Raw genomic sequence first — 18,170 nt, forward strand, 5'->3', positions numbered from 1 at the left:
GTCAGCTGCTGCGCTCAGCGGCCCCCAGATGGTGGGCGAGGAACGCGTAGTCCCAGGCTCGCTCCTTCCACTGCTCGTACCGGCCGGAGGCTCCGCCGTGCCCGCCGTCCATCTCGCATTTGAAGACGATCGGGGCGTCGGACTGCTGGTGCTCGCGGAGCTTCTGCACCCACTTGGCGGGCTCCACGTAGAGCACCCGGGTGTCGTGCAGGGAGGTGACTGCCGCGATCGCGGGGTATTCGGCGTCGTGCACGTTCTCGTAGGGGGAGTAGGACTTCATCAGCTGGTAGACCTCAGGGTCCTCGATCGGGTTGCCCCACTCCTCCCACTCGAGCGCGGAGAGCGGCAGGTTCGGGTCGAGGATGGTGGTGAGGTTGTCCACGAACGGCACCTGGGCAAGGATCGCCCGGTACTTCTCCGGGGCCATGTTCGCCGCCGCGCCCATCAGCAGCCCGCCGGCGGAGCCGCCCAGGGCCGCCACCCGGTCCGGGGCTCCCCAGCCCGCGGCGACCAGGTCGTCGGTGACAGCGATGAAGTCGGAGAACGTGTTGGTCTTTGCGAGCTTCTTGCCGGCCTCGTACCAGGCGCGGCCGAGCTCGCCGCCGCCGCGGACGTGCGCGACGGCGAACACCACACCTCGGTCCAGCAGGCTCAGCCGGGCGATCCCGAACATCGGGTCCATGCTGATCTCGTAGGAGCCGTACCCGTACACCAGCAGCGGGTTGGTCCCGTCGGGGGCGACATCATGGTGGTGCATCACGGTGACCGGCACCTCGGTGCCGTCCTCCGCGGTGGCCCACACCCGGTGGGCCCGGTAGGCGGAGAGGTCCACGTCGTTCACCGGTGTCTCCCGGCGCAGCACGGGAGCCGAGACATCGCTGTGCGGGATGTCGTAGACCCTCGGCGGGGTCAGCCAGGAGGTGTAGACCACACGGAAGAGGGGTGCCTCATACTCGGCGGAAGCCAGGCTGAGGGTATAGAGCTCCTCCTGGAACTGCGGGGAGGCCAACGAGGACGGCGGCGCCGGTGCTCCACCGTCGCGCACCTGCCGGATGGTCTCCAGCGGCAGCAGGAACACCGACTCCACCGTATTCGCCCGGGCGGTGACCAGAACCTGGGAGGCGGTGACCACCAGGTTCTCGTCCACCTTGACCGTGTCCTCATGGGTGAGCAGCGGTGCGCCCGGGTCGAACGCCTCGGCGTCGGCCTGTGCGGCCAAGGCGTCCGCGCTGGTCAGCGAGACCGAGTTGTTCGGGCCCTCGGCGTTGTGGGCAAGCAGGATGAGGCGCTCGCCGTCGAGCTCGATGGGCTCCGCGCTGTGCAGCAGCCGGCGAGACTCGGGGATCAGCAGCCGGGGCTCGGCCTCCGGGTCCGTGACATCGAGCAGCCGGGTGGCGTTGTACTCCGAGTTTCCGGAGACGATCACCAGCTCCTTCTTGTCCGCGGAGAGCCCGACGCCGGTCCACAGCTGCTCATCGGTGATCTCCAGCAGCAGCCGGTCCTCAGAGGCGGAGGTGCCCACAGTGTGCTGATAGAGCCGGTAGGGCCGCCAGGCGGCATCGGCCACCATGTAGTAGACCCGCTGCCCTGCGGGCTCGAGGATCCCGCCGCCGTGGACGTTGTCGACCTGCTCGGGGAGATTCTCCCCGGTGCTGAGGCTCCGCAGGCGCAGCGTGCAGTGCTCGTCGCCGCTGGTGTCCTCGGAATAGGCGAGCAGGCTGCCGTCAGCGCTGATGGAGAGCCCGCCGATGGAGTAGAACGGGTGCTTGGCAGCCTCCGCGTTGGTGTCGAAGTACACCTGTTCGCCGTCGAGCTCCTCGCCTGCCTCCACCTGCGGCGGCTCCCAAGACTCAGGGTCCTGCACCGGAACCCTGCAGAAGATGGGGTGCTGCTCGCCTTCAATCGTGCGCGAGAAGTACCAGAACCCGCCCCGGCGGGACGGAACGGAGAGATCAGTTTCCACGGTGCGGTGCTTGATCTCCTCGAAAATTGCGTCCCGCAGCGGCTGCTGCTCAGCGGTGACCGCCTCCGTGTAGGCGTTCTCCGCATCCAGGTGCGCGCGGACCTCGGGGGAGTCCTTCTCGCGCAGCCATTCGTAGGGGTCGGTGAACGTGTTCCCGTGGTGGGTGCGCTGCACGGGCACCTGCTTGGCCTGCGGGGCGGTGGGCGTCGTCGTCATGGGGCCCATTCAATCAGGTGGCGACGCCGCCGCTGAGGCGGCCTATTCGAGCAGGTCGAGTCGGGCCTGGGCCACCAGCACGGCCAGTTGGGCGCTGGAGTCCACACCGACGGCGCTCATGGCGCGGCTGAGGGTACTTTTGACGGTGCTGGGAGAGATGAACAGGTCCTGGGCGATGTCGCTGTAGGTCTTGCCTGCCCCCACCAGCTGGGCGACCTGGATCTCCCGGGGAGAGAGGCGCTCCGCCTGTTCCCGAGCCTGGGCGCAGACCGGGTCTGTGCGCGGGGCGATGTAGCTGGAGATCAGCCGGGAGGTCAGGGTCGGGGAGATCATGGGATCCCCGGCGTGGGCCATGCGGATGGCTGAGGCGAGCGAGTCGGCGGCGTCGTTCTTCAGCAGGAACCCGGTGGCGCCCGCCTCCAGGGCCCCGCGCATATATACCTCAGCGTCAAAGCTGGTGACGGCCAGCACCGCGGGCGGGCTCAAGGAGCTGCGGGTGCGGCGGGTGGCTTCCACGCCGTCCATCTCGCCCTGAAGCTGCAGGTCCATGAGCATCACGTCGGGGCGGGTGCTGCGCATCAGCTGGAGAGCCTCGGCGCCTGTGGCGGCGGTGCCCAGGAGGGTGAGGTCGTCGTGCTGGGCGAGGATCCGCTTCAGCGACTCGAGGACGAGGGCGTCGTCGTCGACCATGACCACCGTGATCTGCACGGCAGGCAGTCTATCGGCCCGGCTGGGCGCCTGCCGGCACCGGGTCAGCTCGGGGCTGCCGGGTGGTCCCCGGAGGGTTCGGGGGATGCCCAGGGAAGGCGAACGCGGAGGGTGAACTGATCGTCGCCCTGGTGAGCCTCTGCGCTTCCGCCCAGCAGCTCGGCCCGCTCCCGGACGCCGACCAGCCCGGTCCCGGAGCCGCCGGCGAACTGGGACTGCCCGGTGCTGCGGTTGCTGAACTCCAGGCTCATGCCCCGCTGCGGGTCTCCGCCGATGCGGACGCTGACGGCCCGGTCAGCACTGTGCCGCAGGGCGTTGGTGAGCGCCTCCTGGGTGATGCGGAAGACGGCCCGCTGCAGGGCCGCGGGGGCGGAGGAGTAGCCGTCGAGGAGAATGTAGGGCCGGATCTCCAGGCCTGTCGCGGTCGAGTCGTCGAACAGGTCCTGCAGGTCCTGGGCGCCGGCGGGGGCTTTGGCCGGGGCGGAGGGTGCGACGCCGCCCTCCCGCAGCGAGGTCAGCAGCGTCCGGAGATCCAGGAGCGCCTGGTCGGCGTAGCTGCGGGTGGTGCGCAGCGCCTCGTCGAGCTGCTCCGTCTCACCGCGCTGGGTGGTCTTCTCCAGGCTGCCGACCTGCAGGGAGAGCCCGGAGAGCCGGCTGGCGAGAGTGTCGTGGACCTCCCGGGCGAGGTCGTGGCGCTCCCGCTGCCGGGTGAGCTCGTCGGTGAGTTCCCCCGCACTGTGCTGGGCGGCCTGTGCCTGGACTTTGGCCTGTTCGGCGGAGCGCCGCTGCCGGGCCCAGAAGGAGATGCCCAGCACCAGCCCCAGGCAGATCATGGTCAGCGCAGCGACCAGCAGCTGTCCGGTGCGCTGGTAGTCCTCATCGGGCCAGTGCTGCAGGGCGCTGAGGTGGATGGCGGCGTTCACCAGGATGGCAGCGAACCCGGCTCCGGCCACCGCCCAGTGCCAGCGCTGACGGCAGCGAGCGATCCACACGGCCAGGCCCACAGCCAGCACGTACGGGTCAGCCTGCACGATGACTGCGTTCGCCGCGCCGACGGCCAGCAGCAGAGAGGGCAGCCGTCGGTACCAGGGCAGGGTCAGCAGCACGAGCATTCCCAGCATGAATTGGACGACGCCGAAGTCGGTGATCTCGTCCGTGCCAGGGTCCAGGGCCCGGGGGGACGTCATCATCGCGCTGGTGAGCACCAGCATCCCGACGAACATCATCAGCACGACGGCGGCGCAGGAGGCCAGCAGGTGCAGTACCGGCCGCTGCCGGTTTCGGGGGGTCATTTCCGCAAGTCTACTGAGCGCCCACACGCCTGAGCAGGGCGGATGGGGGCATCAGGAATGCCCGATCGGGCATGCGGGTCCGCCTGATCGCCCGTCGAACGCAGGCCCGGCGCCGGGAAGGCTGAGCATCAGCGCAGAACCGCGCATCACTCGTTCCCGACGAAAGACAGGTACACCGTGACAGCCCCGCACCAGCCCGCCGCCTCGGAGATCACCAGCGACAGCCCCAGCAGGAGGAACATCCTGGGCATCACCGCCCTCGTCACCGCGGTCGTCGGTGCCGTCTTCGCCTGCATCCCGGGCGCCCTCATCGTCGGATGGGTGCTGCTGCCCATCGCGTTCATCCTGGGACTGGTCTCCCTGTTCCTGAAGGGCAGAGGTCGCGGCACCGGCATTGCTGCGGTCATCATCTCCGTGGTCGGCACTGTCATCGGCTTCATCGTGTTCTTCGCCGTGGTGGCCGGCGCCATCGACGAGAGCTTCAACCAGGACACCGCCGCCGAGACTCCCGAAGAGTCCGACGACGCTGCCGGGGAGGGCGAGCAGGCCCCGGCCGAGGATGAGGAGCCCGCGGAGGAGGGCACCCGCGAGAATCCCTACCCGCTGGGCACCCGGATCTCCAGCGGCGACTGGGCCGTGACCGTCAACAGTGTGGACCTCGACGCTGAGGACGCAGTGCTGGCCGAGAACCAGTTCAACGAGCCCCCCGAGGACGGCAGCACCTACATCCTGGTGAACATCACCGCCGAGTACACCGGCAGCGATGCCGAGGGCGACATGCCCTGGGCCAGCGTCGAATACGTCTCCTCGGAGGGCAGCACCTTCACGGAGGCAGACGTGACGGCCGTCGCCCCGGACGCCTTCGACTCCCTCACCACCCTCTACGAGGGCGCCTCCGAAACCGGAAACATCGCCCTGCATGTTCCCGCCGACGATGTCACTGACGGTACGCTCGCCGTCACCCCGGACATGCTCGGCGACACTGTCTTCGTCGCCTTGGACTGAGGAAGCCGATCGGGCGGCCTGCCGAGTGGCGTCGGCGGCGTGAGGCTGCGGCCGTTCTACCCTGAGGGGCATGAGCAGCCCGCGCCGTCCTTCGCCCCAGGTGGCCCGCCGCCGCCGACTGGTGGCCGCGATCCTGGGCGTGCTGCTGCTCGCCCTGGTGATCTGGGGCGTCCGAGGGTTGATGGAGGCTTTCTCCGACGACGACGCCGAGGAGGGCTCGCCTGATCAGGGCCAGCAGCAGGACGAGGACATCCCCGCTCCTGAGGAGGGCGAGGATGGGGCCCAGCCAGAGGGCGATGCCGCTCAGGAGCCGGCTGAGGTCCCGGAGGGGCACTGCAGCCCCGACGACGTGCTGGTCAGCGCGAGCACCCATGCCGAGTCGTACGCCGCCGATGAGGCGGTCAGGCTGATCATGCAGGTCCGGAACGTCTCAGGGAGCGAATGCACCATCGAGGTCGGCACCGCCGAGCAGACCTGGAGCATCTCCCGGGACGGCACCGAGGTCTTCACCACCGAGCAGTGCGACATCGATGGTGAGTCCATGGAGCGGGACTTCGCCGCTGGGGAGACAGCCAGGGCGGACCTGAACTGGCCGCGCTCCGACTCCTCCGGGGACTGCGGCACCCCCGCGGACCTGCCCGGCGGGGAGTATCAGCTGACCGTAGGGGTGTCCGGAGCCGCCTCTCAGCCCCACACCTTCACGCTGGAAGGGAACGAGCCCGAATGAGCGAGCTGGACATCGCAGGCCTGTACCGCATCCGTCCTGCGCGCACCCGGGACGTGCGTGCCATCCTGGAGCTCTCGGCGCCTCTGGTGGAGCAGCGGGTGCTGGTTCCGAAGGACGCCGTCGCCTACTACGAGGGCATCCAGGAGTTCCTCATCGCCGAGGACGCCGAGGGCCGAGTGATCGGCTTCGGGGCTCTGCACGTGATGTGGGAGGACCTTGCCGAGGTGCGGACTTTGGCAACCAGCCCGGAGGCACGCGGGACCGGGCTGGGCTCCGCGCTGCTGACGCGGCTGCTGGAGCGTGCCCGGGCACTCGGGGTCGCCCGCGTGTTCTGCCTGACCTTCGAGACGGAGTTCTTCTCCCGGCACGGGTTCGAGCCGATCAGTGAGGACCGGGCGCCGGTGGACCCGGAGGTCTACGCGGAGCTGCTGCGCTCCCCGGACGAGGGGGTCGCAGAGTTCCTGGACCTCGCCCGGGTCAAGCCGAACACCCTGGGCAACACCCGGATGATCCTGTCGCTCTGAAGGAGCTGCTCCGGCTGAACCGTTTGGTCGCCGGGAGTTCATTCTCTGTTCACTCCGAAGCTGACTGCTGGACACCTCCCCTCCCTAGCGTGACGTCTGGTTCGCGCCGCGCACCTTGCTCTTGAGGCCTGACCGGCCCGGGGGAGCGGAGGGGACCAGTGACAGCACCAAAGGACTCCGCGGCGCATCTCTGCAGTGTCTCGGAGACAGAATCCTTCAGAGAGGGACACCAAGTGAACGTTTCGAGCTTCGGCCGCGCTGCGGCCATCCTGTCCGTGGCATCCCTGGCGCTGGTCGCCTGCGGCGACAACGGCGACGTCGACGAGACTGACGAGAACGGCGGCGGCGTCGAGGAGAACGGCGACAACGGGGAAGCATCCGGCGACGTCGACCTCGCCTCGGTCTCCGGTAACCTCGCCGGCGCAGGCGCCTCCTCCTTCCAGCTGGCCATTCAGGAGTGGCAGGCCGAGTTCCCGAACATCACCGACGGCGCCAACGTCGACTACGACCCGGTGGGCTCCGGGGACGGTCGCGCCCAGTTCCTCAACGAGGCTGTGGCCTTCGCCGGCTCCGACGCGCTGATGGACGAGGAGGAGTTTGAGGAGTCCCAGGGACGGTGCGGCGACGACGGCGCATTCCACATCCCCACCGCCATCCTGCCGATCGCCGTGGGGGTGAATCTTGAGGGAGTGGATGAGCTGAATCTCGACGGGGAGACCATCGCCCAGATCTTCTCCGGCGAGATCACCTCTTGGGACGACGACGCGATCGCCGAGCTCAACGAGGACGCCGAGCTGCCGTCCGAGACCATCACCGTGGTCCACCGCCAGGACTCATCCGGCACCACTGAGAACTTCACCGACTACCTCGAGCAGGCCACCGAGGCCTGGGCCTGGGACGCCGACTCTGAGTGGCCCGGCGACATCTCCGCCGAGACCGGTGACGGCACCTCCGGCGTGATCGAGGCAGCCCTTTCCGTGGATGGTGCGATCACCTACGCCGACGCCGAGCAGGCCGAGCAGGGCGGCCTGACCTCGGTCAGCCTGGTCATCGGCGAGGACGCCACCGGACCCAGTCCGGAGGCCGCAGCTGAGGCGGTCGCCTCCTCCGAGCTGCGCGGTGAGGGCGCCGACAATGACATGGGCTTCGACCTGAACCGCGCCACCGATGAGGAGGGCGCATATCCGATCGTCCAGGTGGCCTACACCATCTGGTGCAACGAGTACTCCGACGAGGAGGAGGCCGAGCTGGCTCAGGCCTTCGCCGCCTACATCACTTCTGAGGATGCCCAGCAGATCGCCGCCGAGGAGGCCGGCGCCGCCCCGCTGAACGACGAGCTGATGGAGCAGGCGCAGGAATCCATCAGCCAGATCTCAGCAGGCTGACCCGTTCCCACCACGCACCATTTCTGAGGGAGACCCGGTGACCACCACCGACGAGGAGACCCCCAGCGGGCCCAGGACCACCGCCCGCCGAGGCGCCGGCGTGAACTCGCTGGCAGCCGGTGACAAGGCCGGCGCCGGCATGGACAGGGCCTTCGCGAACCTGGCGAAGTTCGCCGGCATCTTCATCCTGATCATCCTCGCCTTCGTCGCGATCTTCCTGTCCTACAACTCAGGAGGCGCCCTCTACCAGGAGGAGGAAGGGCTGGTCATCGGCCGGTTCCTGGAGTACGCCTGGCCCTTCGTCGTCGGGACGATCGTCGTCGCGCTCCTGGCGCTGATCATGGCGGCGCCGGTCTCCACCGGTGTGGCCCTCTACATCTCCCACTATGCGCCCCCGAGGGCGTCGAAGACCATCGGGTACGTGGTGGACCTGCTGGCGGCGATCCCGTCGGTGGTCTACGGGGCCTGGGGGATGTTCGTCCTGGCCCCGGCGATGCTGCCGCTCTACCACTGGCTGAACCAGTGGCTGTACCAGCGGCCCCAGGAGAGCTTCGGCTGGGGGATCCCGCTGTTTGCGGGGTCCCCGGGCCTGGGGCAGAACCTCTTCACCGCGTCGGTGGTGCTGGCGGTGATGATCCTGCCGATCGCAGCGTCGGTGCAGCGAGAGATCTTCATCCAGACTCCCAAGCTGCACGAGGAGGCTGCCCTGGCGCTGGGCGCCACCCGCTGGGAGATGATCCGGATGGCGGTGCTGCCGTTCTCCCGGGCAGGGATCATCTCCGCGAACATGCTCGCCCTGGGGCGTGCCCTCGGCGAGACGATGGCGGTGGTGATGGTGGTCTCGGGGCTCGGGTTCCAATGGTCGCTGATCTCCGCCGGCAACTCCACCATTCCGCGCGAGATCGCCCTGAACTTCGGCGAGACCGCGCAGGGCACCGAACGCTGGCACCAGCTGATCGCGCTCGGCCTGGTGCTGTTCATCCTCACCCTGATCGTCAATCTGATCGCCCGATGGATCGTGTCCCGCCACCAGGAATTCTCGGGAGCCAACTGATGAGTCAGACAGACATCCGAACGCCCACCCAGGCCTCCGTGGAGGGGCCCGCCGGCGCCCCGTCATCCGGGGGCAGCCCGAGCCGGCTCATCCGGCCCGACTCGCTGGCCGGCAACGTGCTTCCCAGGTGGTTCCTGCTGGCCTGCGCGGCAGGCGGGATCGTGATCGGCTTCGCTCTCCAGGCGCTCCTGAGTCTGGGGGCTGAGGAGCTCAGCATCAGCTGGGGCCTGTGGTTCGTCCTCGCCGCGGCGGCGCACCTCGCCCTGGCCTACGGGATCACCCGCCGGCAGATCGGGCGTCGCAAAGCAGCGGACGAGATGGGGCGAAACTTGGTCTACGTGGCCTTCGCCATCGCGATGATTCCGCTGATCTCGGTGATCTGGTCGGTGACCTCCGACGGCGTGCAGGGACTCACCAACGCCGGCTTCTTCACGGACGACATGAGCCAGCACAACGCCCAGTCCTCCGAGCGCCGCATCCACGAGGGCGAAGAGCCGATGGGCGGCGGCGTGCGGCACGCGATCATCGGCTCCCTGATGATCACCCTCACCGCCACTGTGATCTCGGTGCCCATCGGCCTGCTGACCTCCATCTACCTCGTCGAGTACTCTCGGGGCGGGCCGCTCTCCCGCGGCATCACCTTCTTCGTGGACGTGATGACCGGCATCCCCTCGATCGTCGCGGGCCTGTTCGGCGCCGCCGCTGTCTCCGTGATCCTGATGGTCGGCAGCGAGGCGGGCCTGTGGAGCATGGGCGCGGGGCAGTACGGCATGGGCATCACCGCTTCCGCGGCGCTGAGCGTGCTGATGATCCCCGTCGTCGTGCGCACCACCGAGGAGATGCTCCGCGTGGTCCCCAACGAGCTCCGCGAAGCCTCCTACGCCCTCGGCGTGCGGAAGTGGCGCACCATCCTGAAAGTCGTCATTCCGACGGCGATCTCCGGCATCGCCGCCGGGGTCACTCTGGCCATCGCCCGGGTCATCGGCGAGACCGCCCCCATCCTGCTCACCGCGGGCACCCTGACCCGCGTCAACTGGGACATGCTCGACACCTCCGGAATGATGACCCTTCCGGTGTACATCTACCAGACCTTCCAGTACCCCACCGGCACCGGGGACCTCTCCTACCTCTCCGAGCAGCGAGCCTGGGGCGCGGCCCTGGTCCTGATCACCATCGTGATGCTGCTGAACCTGGCAGCCCGGGTCATCGCACACCTGTTCGCCCCCAAGAAGACCGGCCGCTGAGGAGCCAGAACCTGCCATGTCCAAGAGCATCACCGCCAAAGACCTCAACGTCTACTACGGGGACTTCCTCGCCGTCGAAGGCGTCAGCATCAGCATCGCCCCCAAGTCGGTCACCGCGTTCATCGGCCCCTCCGGGTGCGGCAAGACCACCTTCCTGCGCACCCTCAACCGGATGCACGAGGTGCTCCCCGGGGCTCGGGTGGAGGGCGAGCTGCTCCTGGACCAGGACAACATCTACGGCCCCGGCGTCGACCCCGTCACCGTCCGCTCCATGGTCGGGATGGTGTTCCAGCGGCCCAACCCGTTCCCCACTATGAGCATCCGGGAGAACGTCCTGGCCGGCTACAGGCTCAACGGCGCCCGGCTGTCCAAGTCCGACGCGGAGGACATCGCCGAGAAGGCCCTGCGCGGCGCCAACCTCTGGAACGAGGTCAAGGACCGACTCGACAAGCCCGGCTCCGGCCTCTCCGGGGGTCAGCAGCAGCGCCTCTGCATCGCCCGAACCGTGGCTGTGGAGCCCGACGTCATCCTGATGGACGAGCCCTGCTCCGCCCTCGACCCGATCTCCACCCTCGCCATCGAAGATCTCATCGCGGATCTGAAGAACGAGTACACCGTGGTGATCGTCACCCACAACATGCAGCAGGCCTCCCGGGTGAGCGAGAAGACCGCCTTCTTCAACATCGAAGGCACCGGAAGGCCCGGCAAGCTGTTCGAGTACAACGACACCCGCACCATCTTCAACAATCCTGACAGCCCTGAGACCGAGCGCTACGTGACGGGTCAGTTCGGCTGATCGGCTCAGGCTCAGGTCACAGCAGGTGGCTGAGGCCGAACGTGAGGGCGGCGGCAGCCACGACTCCGACCACCGGGGTGGCCGCCCAGTAGAGCGCGATGCGGCGGAACTGGCGCCAGTTCACCGTGGCGAACCGCTGGTTGGAGCCGGCGCCCATGATCGCTGAGGCCGCGGTGAATGAGGTGGACAGCGGCAGAGCCGCCACCAGGGAGCCGAGCACGAGCAGGCCTGCTGTCGTCGTGGTGCTGACCATGCCGCGCAGCGGGTCCATCGCCACGAGCCGGTGCCCCAGCACGTGCCCGATCCGCCACCCGCCGTTCAGGCACCCCAGGGCGATGACTCCTGCGCAGAGCACCGCCCCCAGCCCCAACCACAGGTCGCCGTCGGGCACGCCGGCGGCGGTCAGCGCGATCAGCGCGACCATCAGGAACCGTTGCCCCTGCTGGATGCCGGTGCCGAAGCTCGTCAGCCCCACGCTCACGCACTGCGCCATCCGGGAGGTCCGGTTGATCTCCTCGGCCTCCTCGCCGCGCACCAGCCGGGCCGCCAGGAACACCAGCAGGTAGGCGACCAGGAAAGCCGCCACCGGGGAGACGAGCAGCGGCAGGATCGGAGTCATCCACGGCATCCCCAGAATGTCCTGCCCCTCGGCCCCCGAGACGACCGCGGCCGCCAGGGTCGCGCCCAGCAGCGCCGAGAGCAGGATGTGGGTGATGGAGGTCGGCATCCCCTGGAAGTAGGTGTGCAGGCTCCAGCCCAGGACCGTCAGCAGCGACACCAGCACGACCAGCAGGGTCAGCTCCGAGCTCATTGAGGGGAAGTCGAACCAGGTGTAGAGATACAGGCCCACGGGCAGTGCGGAGAGCACCCCCGCCGCGGTGCAGGCGGCGGCCAGGCGGGTCGCGGCCCGGGCGGTCAGGGCGCGGGTGCGGACCGGAATGGCAATGGCGTTCGGCACATCATGAAGGCCCGACAGATACAGGGTCGGCACCAGGACCACGACGACCAGGGCCAGCAGAAGCAGCTCCACCGATCAGGACTCCCGCACCACGATGGACCCGCATACTGTGGCGACGTCGTCACGCAGCGCGTGCACCGCCGCGAGGATCTCCGAGGACAGTTCCGCGTGCTGCAGGGCGACCCCCGGCTGCAGGGTCCCGTCTGTGGAGGTGAACCATTCCCGGTGCCCCCGGTTGGCCTGCTTGGTGAGCCGCTGCGTCTGGGACCAGTACTCCTCCAGGTGGTCCAAATCGTCCAGGCGCCGCAGGGCTGAGGCGGTCAGCTCCACCTGGCGGTCCGCGATCTCCAGCTGCTGGTGCGCCTGCTCCGGCAGGGCCAGCCCGGACCGGGAGATCAGCAGGTCGCCCACCGCCACGAGGTGCTCCATCGCACGGTTGAGCCCGGAGGAGATCGCGTAGATATCCTCACGCGGGATGGGGGTCAGGAAGACGCTGCGGATCTGTGTCATCAGCGCCAGGTGCTTATCCATCGCCCTGCCTTCCAGGGAGAGGAGGTCCTCGCGGTGCGACGGCCGCTCGGAGGAGGCGGTGCCCAGCAGCTCAGCCAGCAGGCTGGTGCCTGAGCGGAGCTCGTCGGCGATCTCAGCGAGCAGGTTGGCCGGCCCGTCATGGCGCGCCCGGTTCAGAGCAATCATGCGTCCCCACAGCGATAAGAATGAACAGAGAGTCAACTACGGGTTCTGAGTGTATAGCGCAGAGGTGAACGCGTGAGGGGAGAGGGGTGGGTGCCGGGCTGGGAACGCCTCACGGCGCGTGGCCGCTCGCAGCGGCAAATGGTTGGAGCCCGGGGGTTACCTGCAGCCCGGCACCGCGCGTACAAGTTTGGGGGCTGTGCATGGGGTGCGTCAAGGAGCGGGGCTCGCCCGATGTGCGGGCGGGCTGCAGCATCCCTCTTATTTCACGTAGTGGGTGCCGTTGGCTGCCGGTGGGCGGACCCGGCCCACGAATCCTGCCACCGCGAAGATCGTGATGATGTAGGGGAGCATCAGCAGCATCTCCGAGGCTACGGGGGTGCCGATTGCGGAGAGGGTGTTGCCCAGTGAGGTGGAGAACCCGAACAGCAGGGCCGCCAGCAGTGCGGAGATCGGCCGCCAACGTCCCAGGATCATCGCGGCCAGGGCGATGAAACCCTGGCCCGCGGAGATCTCGGGCCCGAATGCGAGGCCCTGCCCCACGGTGAAGGAGGCCCCGCCGAGACCGGCGATCGCGCCGCCGAGGATCACGTTGCGCACTCGTGTGCGGTTGACGCTGATGCCTACTGTGTCTGCTGCTTTGGGGTGCTCGCCCACGGCACGGATCCGCAGCCCCCATCGGGAGCGGAACAGCATGATGTGCAGGATGATGACGACGACGTACATCAGGTAGACCAGGATGGTCTGGTTGAACAGCACCGGCCCGAGGATCGGGATCTCGGAGAGGAAGGGGATAGGCAGGCGGTCCAGCTGCTGCCGGGCGTTCCACACTCCTGCGTTCTCAGTGAGCAGGGTGGAGTAGAAGAAGCTGGTCAGCCCGAGGACGAGGACGTTGAGCACCACACCTACGATGATTTGGTTGACCTGGTACTTCACGGAGAAGAACACCAGCAGCGCACCGACCGCTGCCCCGGCGAACGGTGCGGCGATCAGCCCGAAGTAGGCGTTGGTGAGGAGCGACGCCGCGACGGCTGCCAGGAAGGCCCCGGCGAGCAGCTGCGCCTCGATGGCGATGTTGATGACGCCCGACCGTTCGCCGACGAGTCCGCAGAGCGCGCCGAAGATCAGGGGGACGGAGAGCGCCAGAGCGCCGGTGAGCATCGTGGTCAGCGGGATGACCGCGCCGCGGCCGGAGCCTGCCCAGATCAGGAATGCGAGCACGAAGAGGGTGCCGAAGAGGATCGGCACGAACAGCTGGGGTCTCCTGCGCTGGGCTGCCCGCCAGAACGCGTAGCCCGTCAGGCCGGCCAGCAGCACGGCACAGACCAGCCCCCCGGCGAGGGAGGGGATGGTGAGCGGCGGGATCTCCACGAAGTCCCGGGCGCTGGCGACCCGGAAGATGGTGGTGCTGCCGCTGGAAACCGTCAGCGGGAACAGGGCGCTGAGCAGGAAGAGGATCAGGTAGGTGATCGGGTACTTCCAGCTGATCGGCTGGAGGGGTGCTTCACCGGTCTTGTGCTCTTGGGCGACCACACTCATGCGGGGACCTCCTCGGCGCGCTTGGCCCTGCGGCGCGAGATCTTCTTGCCGGGGTTCTCCGGGTCCGGCAGGAAGAAGATGGCCCGGACCAGCGGGGGTGCGGCGATCAGCAGCACGATGACCGACTGGACCACCAGGATGATGTCGATGGGTGTCCCGGTGGAGGCCTGCATCAGCACGCCGCCGGCCTGCAGGCCGCCGAACAGCAGGCCGGCCAGGAAGGTGCCCAGCGGCTTGGAGCGGCCCAGCAGCGCCACGGTGATCGCATCGAAGCCCAAGGAGCCGGCGATGCCGCCGGTCAGTGAGTACTGGGTGCCGAGCACGTGCGCGGCGCCGGCGAGTCCGCCGAGCCCGCCGCCGATGATCAGCACCAGGGCGGTGGCCTTGGGCACGGAGATCCCGGCCGTGCGGGCGGCTTCGGGGTTCTCTCCGATGGCGCGCATCTCGAACCCGAGGGTGGAGCGCTCCAGCAGCCACCAGACGAAGAACGTGGCGAGGATGGCCAGCAGGAACCCGGCGTGCAGCCGGAATCCGTCGCCGAGGAGGCCGAAGAGCCGGGCCGACTCATCCACCCCGGTGGAGCGGGGTTGGTTGGAGCCGGTCTGGACGAACCACTGCTGCTGCAGCAGCCAGGCCAGCAGGTAGAGCGCGATGTGGTTGAGCATGATCGTGACGATCACCTCGTTCGCGCCGGTGCGTGCTTTCAGCACACCGGCGATGCCGCCCCAGATTGCGCCGCCGAGCAGCCCGCCGAACAGGGCGAACAGCATGTGGATGCCCACCGGCATGCTCACTGCGTAGCCGAGGAAGCCCGCGGAGGTCGCGCCCAGGATGATCTGGCCCTGGCCGCCGATGTTCAGCATCCCGGACCGGAAGCCGATGGCGATGCCGAGGCCGCAGAGGATCAGCGGCACCGCGTTGGTCATCGTCTCGGTGAGCGGCCGGACGGATCGGGAGAGGTCCGCGGCCGTCCAGTCGAACACGGCGCCGCGGAAGAGGGCGGTGTAGGCCTCGGAGATGGTGGCCCAGCTGGTGGCGAAGAAGTCGCCGGGCTGCGTGAAGAAGTACCCCATGGTGGAGCGCACGTTGGGATCCGCAGCGAGGATCAGCAGCGCGCCCACGGCCAGAGCGATCACCAGTGCCAGCAGGGAGACGACTGCGGAGGACTGGCCCATTTCGCGGATGGCCCGCGCCAGCTTGGACTCGGCGTCGGCCAGGGCACCCTTCTGCGCGTCCTTGGTCTGGGGGTCTGTGTCTTGGCTCATCCGTCCACTTCCTCATCCATCTCGGAGAGCGTGGTCTGGTGCTCGGCGGCGATGCGCTCCGCCTCCTCGGAGGGGACGCCGGCCATCATCAGGCCGAGCACGTCCCGGGAGGTGTGCGGTCCGACGATGCCGATCACCCGGCCGCGGTACATCACCGCGATCCGGTCGGCGATGTTCAGCGCCTCGTCCAGCTCGGTGGAGACGATCAGGCACGGGGTGCCCTTGTCGCGCTCCTCGATGATGGTGCGGTGCACGAACTCGATGGAGCCGACGTCGAGCCCGCGGGTGGGCTGCGAGGCCACAAAGAGCTTCAGGTCCCGGCTCATCTCCCGGGCCAGCACCACCTTCTGCTGATTGCCGCCGGAGAGGGTGCGGATCGGATCGTCCACCGTGCCCATCCGGACGTCGAACCGTGTGGTCTGCTCCTGGGCGGCGGCTCGCATCACCGCGGGCTTCATCGCTGGGCCGGAGGCGTAGGGAGGCTGGTCGTACATGTCCAGCACAAAGTTCTCCGTGATGCTGAAGCCGGCGACCACCCCGTCGGTGGAGCGGTCCTCCGGCACAAAGCCGAGGCCGGAGTTCAGCCGTTCCTTCACGCTCTTTCCCTTCAGGCTTTCCCCGTTGAGGCGGATATCCCCGGAGGCGGCCTGCCTCACCCCGAGGATCGCCTGGGTCAGTTCGGTCTGGCCGTTGCCGTCCACTCCGGCGACAGCCAGAATCTCCCCGGCCTTCACATCCAGGGTGACGCTGTCCAGCGTCACCTTCCCGTTTCCGGACAGGACGGTCAGCCCCTCAATCTCCAGTGCTGCCTCTCCTGGCTGGGCGGGCTGCTTCTGGGTGGTGAGGCTGACCTCGCGGCCCACCATGAGGCTGGCCAGCTCGGTCTCGGAGGCGGTGGGCTCTGCGGAGCCGACCACCTCGCCGCGGCGGATCACCGTGATGGTGTCAGCCACAGCTTTCACCTCACGCAGCTTGTGCGTGATGAAGAGGATGGAGGTGCCTGCCTCCTTGAGCTGACGCATGATGCTGATCAGCTCGTCCGTCTCCTGGGGTGTGAGGACCGCGGTGGGCTCGTCCAGGATCAGGACTCTGGCGTCCCGCGCCAAGGCTTTGATGATCTCGACGCGCTGCTGGGCGCCGACCGGAAGCTCCTCGATGGTCGTGTCCGGGTCGACGTCGAACCCGAAGCGGGCCGAGATCTCCTCAACCCGCTTCCGGGCGGCGGCGAAGTCGATCATCCCGGCCCCGGAGGTGGGCTCGTAGCCCAGCGCGACGGATTCGGTCACTGAGAAGACCGGGATCAGCATGAAGTGCTGGTGCACCATGCCGATCCCGGCCGCCACGGCATCGCCCGGGCCGCTGAAGCTCACCGGCTCATCGTCCAGCAGCATCTGCCCCGAGGTGGGGGCGTGCATCCCATAGATGGTGTTCATCAGGGTGGACTTGCCGGCCCCGTTCTCACCCAGCAGAGCGTGGATCTGCCCCGGCTCTACGGTCAGGCTGATGCTGTCATTGGCGGTGAAGGAGCCGAACCTCTTGGTGATGTCTCTCAGCTCAAGTTTCACGTCGGCACCCTACGTGCTGCTGGCGTCAGCGTTCGACCCGTGGAGGCTTCTCACTCGTCCTCTTCGGCCTCGTCCTCGTCGCCAGCCTCGGCGTCGTCCTCGGAGGGAGCGTTGTCGCTCTCGACCACGGTCTCACCGGCAATGATCTCCTCGGTGATCTGCTCGACGGCCTCAACGACCTCCTCCGGGACATCGTCCTCGAAGTCGTGGAACGGTGCCAGGCCGACACCCTCGTTCTCGAGGTCCCCGACATAGGGCTCGTTGCTGAACTCTTCGTTCACACCCTCTTCGATGGTGTCGTACACAGCCTGGGAGATCTGCTTCAGCACGGAGGTCAGGATGATGTCACCGTATTCGGTGGACTCGTAGCCGTCGGAGTCAACCCAGATCATCTGGGCGTCGGCGGACTCGATGGCCGGGCCCGCGCCCAGGCCGGCGTTGCCGGCGACCGGCATGATGATGTCGGCGTCCTGGGCCAAGAGCTGCTCGGTGACCTGCTGGCCCTGGGTCTGGTCGGAGAAGTCGCCGGAGAAGGAGCCGTTCTGGGCGTCCTTGTCCCAGCCGACGAGCTCGACGTCTTCGTCGTTGTCCTCGTTGTAGCGGTCCACGCCGTCGGAGAAGCCGTCCATGAACACGGTCACCGAGGGGATCTGGATGCCGCCCCAGGTGCCCACGGTGCCTGACTCGGTCATGGCCGCGGCCACGTAGCCGCCCAGGTAGGCGGCCTCGGCGGTGTTGAAGACCAGGGGCTTGGCGTTCTCGTGCTCCTCGGAGAAGACTTCGTCGATGAGGGCGAAGTCGGTGTCCGGGTTGGCCCCGGCGGCAGCGTTCAGAGACTCCTCCAGGAGGAAGCCGACGCCGAAGACGACGTCGCAGCCCTGCTGGACCATGGCGTCCACGTTGGTGTCGTAGTCAGCCTCGGACTGGGACTCCGCGGTCTGGTCGTCGACGCCGAAGTCCTCGATGGCGTCCTGGAGACCCTCGTAGGCGGACTGGTTGAAGGACTGGTCGTCCCAGCCGCCCTCGTCGGAGACCAGGCATGCGGTGTAGTCGACGTCTTCAGCAGCCTCGCCGTTCTCGCCGTCGCCGTTCTCCTCATCGGGGGCTTCGCCGCAGGCGGAGAGCGTCAGTGCGGCAGCGGCGGCCAGGGCAATGCCGGCACGTGAGGTGATGGGCTTCATGTAGGGGCTCCTCAGAGATGCGATGTGAGTGAAAGCTGCGTCGTTCCTCGCAGCA

At 68.1% G+C, this 18,170-nt stretch carries 16 protein-coding genes; 7 read left to right on the forward strand and 9 right to left on the reverse strand.

Going from position 1 to position 18,170, the window contains the following annotated elements:
• Position 1: 1 nt before the first annotated feature.
• From FWJ47_RS03640 to FWJ47_RS03650, 3 genes are read right to left on the reverse strand one after another with little or no spacing between them, the layout of a single operon-like run.
• Positions 2 to 2,179 carry a S9 family peptidase gene (locus FWJ47_RS03640; protein ID WP_147104232.1) on the reverse strand — a complete coding sequence of 726 codons (2,178 nt, stop codon included), beginning with the start codon at positions 2,177 to 2,179 and terminating at the stop codon, positions 2 to 4.
• Positions 2,180 to 2,221: 42 nt separating this feature from the next.
• Positions 2,222 to 2,887: a response regulator transcription factor gene (locus tag FWJ47_RS03645; protein ID WP_147104235.1), complete on the reverse strand. Its 666-nt coding sequence runs from the start codon at positions 2,885 to 2,887 to the stop codon at positions 2,222 to 2,224.
• 44 nt (positions 2,888 to 2,931) lie between these two features.
• Positions 2,932 to 4,179 carry a sensor histidine kinase gene (locus FWJ47_RS03650; RefSeq protein ID WP_147104239.1) on the reverse strand — a complete coding sequence of 416 codons (1,248 nt, stop codon included), beginning with the start codon at positions 4,177 to 4,179 and terminating at the stop codon, positions 2,932 to 2,934.
• Positions 4,180 to 4,356: 177 nt separating this feature from the next.
• On the opposite strand from FWJ47_RS03650, the gene FWJ47_RS03655 reads away from it, so the two are divergent.
• The 7 genes from FWJ47_RS03655 (at position 4,357) to pstB (ending at position 10,914) form a co-directional block, all read left to right on the forward strand.
• On the forward strand, positions 4,357 to 5,184 hold the full coding sequence (locus FWJ47_RS03655) for a DUF308 domain-containing protein (RefSeq protein WP_246126147.1): 828 nt from the start codon (positions 4,357 to 4,359) through the stop codon (positions 5,182 to 5,184).
• Positions 5,185 to 5,254: 70 nt separating this feature from the next.
• Positions 5,255 to 5,911 carry a hypothetical protein gene (locus FWJ47_RS03660; protein ID WP_147104244.1) on the forward strand — a complete coding sequence of 219 codons (657 nt, stop codon included), beginning with the start codon at positions 5,255 to 5,257 and terminating at the stop codon, positions 5,909 to 5,911.
• Complete coding sequence (locus FWJ47_RS03665) at positions 5,908 to 6,435, forward strand: amino-acid N-acetyltransferase (protein WP_147104247.1); 528 nt, start codon at positions 5,908 to 5,910, stop codon at positions 6,433 to 6,435. Before FWJ47_RS03660 ends, FWJ47_RS03665 begins: the two co-directional genes overlap by 4 nt.
• 233 nt (positions 6,436 to 6,668) lie before the next feature.
• Complete coding sequence (gene pstS / locus FWJ47_RS03670; RefSeq protein WP_170228464.1) at positions 6,669 to 7,820, forward strand: phosphate ABC transporter substrate-binding protein PstS; 1,152 nt, start codon at positions 6,669 to 6,671, stop codon at positions 7,818 to 7,820.
• A gap of 37 nt (positions 7,821 to 7,857) precedes the next feature.
• On the forward strand, positions 7,858 to 8,874 hold the full coding sequence (gene pstC, locus FWJ47_RS03675; protein ID WP_246126148.1) for a phosphate ABC transporter permease subunit PstC: 1,017 nt from the start codon (positions 7,858 to 7,860) through the stop codon (positions 8,872 to 8,874).
• Positions 8,874 to 10,118, forward strand: a complete 1,245-nt coding sequence (gene pstA, locus FWJ47_RS03680) for a phosphate ABC transporter permease PstA (protein WP_147104250.1) — start codon at positions 8,874 to 8,876, stop codon at positions 10,116 to 10,118. Before pstC ends, pstA begins: the two co-directional genes overlap by 1 nt.
• A 16-nt stretch (positions 10,119 to 10,134) precedes the next feature.
• Positions 10,135 to 10,914 (forward strand): phosphate ABC transporter ATP-binding protein PstB, encoded by a 780-nt coding sequence (gene pstB / locus FWJ47_RS03685; RefSeq protein ID WP_147104253.1) that lies wholly within the window; start codon positions 10,135 to 10,137, stop codon positions 10,912 to 10,914.
• 16 nt (positions 10,915 to 10,930) lie between these two features.
• Here pstB and FWJ47_RS03690 read toward each other — a convergent pair whose 3' ends face one another.
• The 6 genes from FWJ47_RS03690 to FWJ47_RS03715 form a co-directional block, all read right to left on the reverse strand.
• Positions 10,931 to 11,944, reverse strand: a complete 1,014-nt coding sequence (locus tag FWJ47_RS03690) for an inorganic phosphate transporter (RefSeq protein WP_147104255.1) — start codon at positions 11,942 to 11,944, stop codon at positions 10,931 to 10,933.
• Between the two features lie 3 nt (positions 11,945 to 11,947).
• On the reverse strand, positions 11,948 to 12,568 hold the full coding sequence (locus tag FWJ47_RS03695; RefSeq protein ID WP_147104258.1) for a DUF47 domain-containing protein: 621 nt from the start codon (positions 12,566 to 12,568) through the stop codon (positions 11,948 to 11,950).
• Between the two features lie 258 nt (positions 12,569 to 12,826).
• The gene (locus FWJ47_RS03700; RefSeq protein WP_147104261.1) at positions 12,827 to 14,104 is read right to left on the reverse strand and encodes an ABC transporter permease; all 1,278 of its coding nucleotides are present in this window, start codon (positions 14,102 to 14,104) and stop codon (positions 12,827 to 12,829) included.
• A complete protein-coding gene (locus FWJ47_RS03705) occupies positions 14,101 to 15,369 on the reverse strand; it encodes an ABC transporter permease (protein WP_147104264.1) in 1,269 nt (422 codons plus the stop codon). Before FWJ47_RS03705 ends, FWJ47_RS03700 begins: the two co-directional genes overlap by 4 nt.
• A complete protein-coding gene (locus FWJ47_RS03710; RefSeq protein WP_147104267.1) occupies positions 15,366 to 16,934 on the reverse strand; it encodes an ABC transporter ATP-binding protein in 1,569 nt (522 codons plus the stop codon). Before FWJ47_RS03710 ends, FWJ47_RS03705 begins: the two co-directional genes overlap by 4 nt.
• A gap of 50 nt (positions 16,935 to 16,984) precedes the next feature.
• Positions 16,985 to 18,115 (reverse strand): BMP family lipoprotein, encoded by a 1,131-nt coding sequence (locus tag FWJ47_RS03715; protein ID WP_147104270.1) that lies wholly within the window; start codon positions 18,113 to 18,115, stop codon positions 16,985 to 16,987.
• Positions 18,116 to 18,170 lie beyond the last annotated feature (55 nt).

Origin of the sequence: Nesterenkonia populi (assembly GCF_007994735.1) — a bacterium.
GTDB lineage: Bacteria > Actinomycetota > Actinomycetes > Actinomycetales > Micrococcaceae > Nesterenkonia > Nesterenkonia populi.

Bases quoted from the DNA above. Each gene is read 5' to 3' on its own strand.
- FWJ47_RS03665 (WP_147104247.1), top strand. From the start codon at position 5,908: ATGAGCGAGCTGGACATCGCAGGCCTGTACCGCATCCGTCCTGCGCGC.
- FWJ47_RS03695 (WP_147104258.1), bottom strand. From the start codon at position 12,568: ATGATTGCTCTGAACCGGGCGCGCCATGACGGGCCGGCCAACCTGCTC.
- FWJ47_RS03650 (WP_147104239.1), bottom strand. From the start codon at position 4,179: ATGACCCCCCGAAACCGGCAGCGGCCGGTACTGCACCTGCTGGCCTCC.
- FWJ47_RS03705 (WP_147104264.1), bottom strand. From the start codon at position 15,369: ATGAGCCAAGACACAGACCCCCAGACCAAGGACGCGCAGAAGGGTGCC.
- pstA (WP_147104250.1), top strand. From the start codon at position 8,874: ATGAGTCAGACAGACATCCGAACGCCCACCCAGGCCTCCGTGGAGGGG.
- FWJ47_RS03640 (WP_147104232.1), bottom strand. From the start codon at position 2,179: ATGACGACGACGCCCACCGCCCCGCAGGCCAAGCAGGTGCCCGTGCAG.
- FWJ47_RS03715 (WP_147104270.1), bottom strand. From the start codon at position 18,115: ATGAAGCCCATCACCTCACGTGCCGGCATTGCCCTGGCCGCCGCTGCC.
- FWJ47_RS03700 (WP_147104261.1), bottom strand. From the start codon at position 14,104: ATGAGTGTGGTCGCCCAAGAGCACAAGACCGGTGAAGCACCCCTCCAG.
- FWJ47_RS03660 (WP_147104244.1), top strand. From the start codon at position 5,255: ATGAGCAGCCCGCGCCGTCCTTCGCCCCAGGTGGCCCGCCGCCGCCGA.
- pstB (WP_147104253.1), top strand. From the start codon at position 10,135: ATGTCCAAGAGCATCACCGCCAAAGACCTCAACGTCTACTACGGGGAC.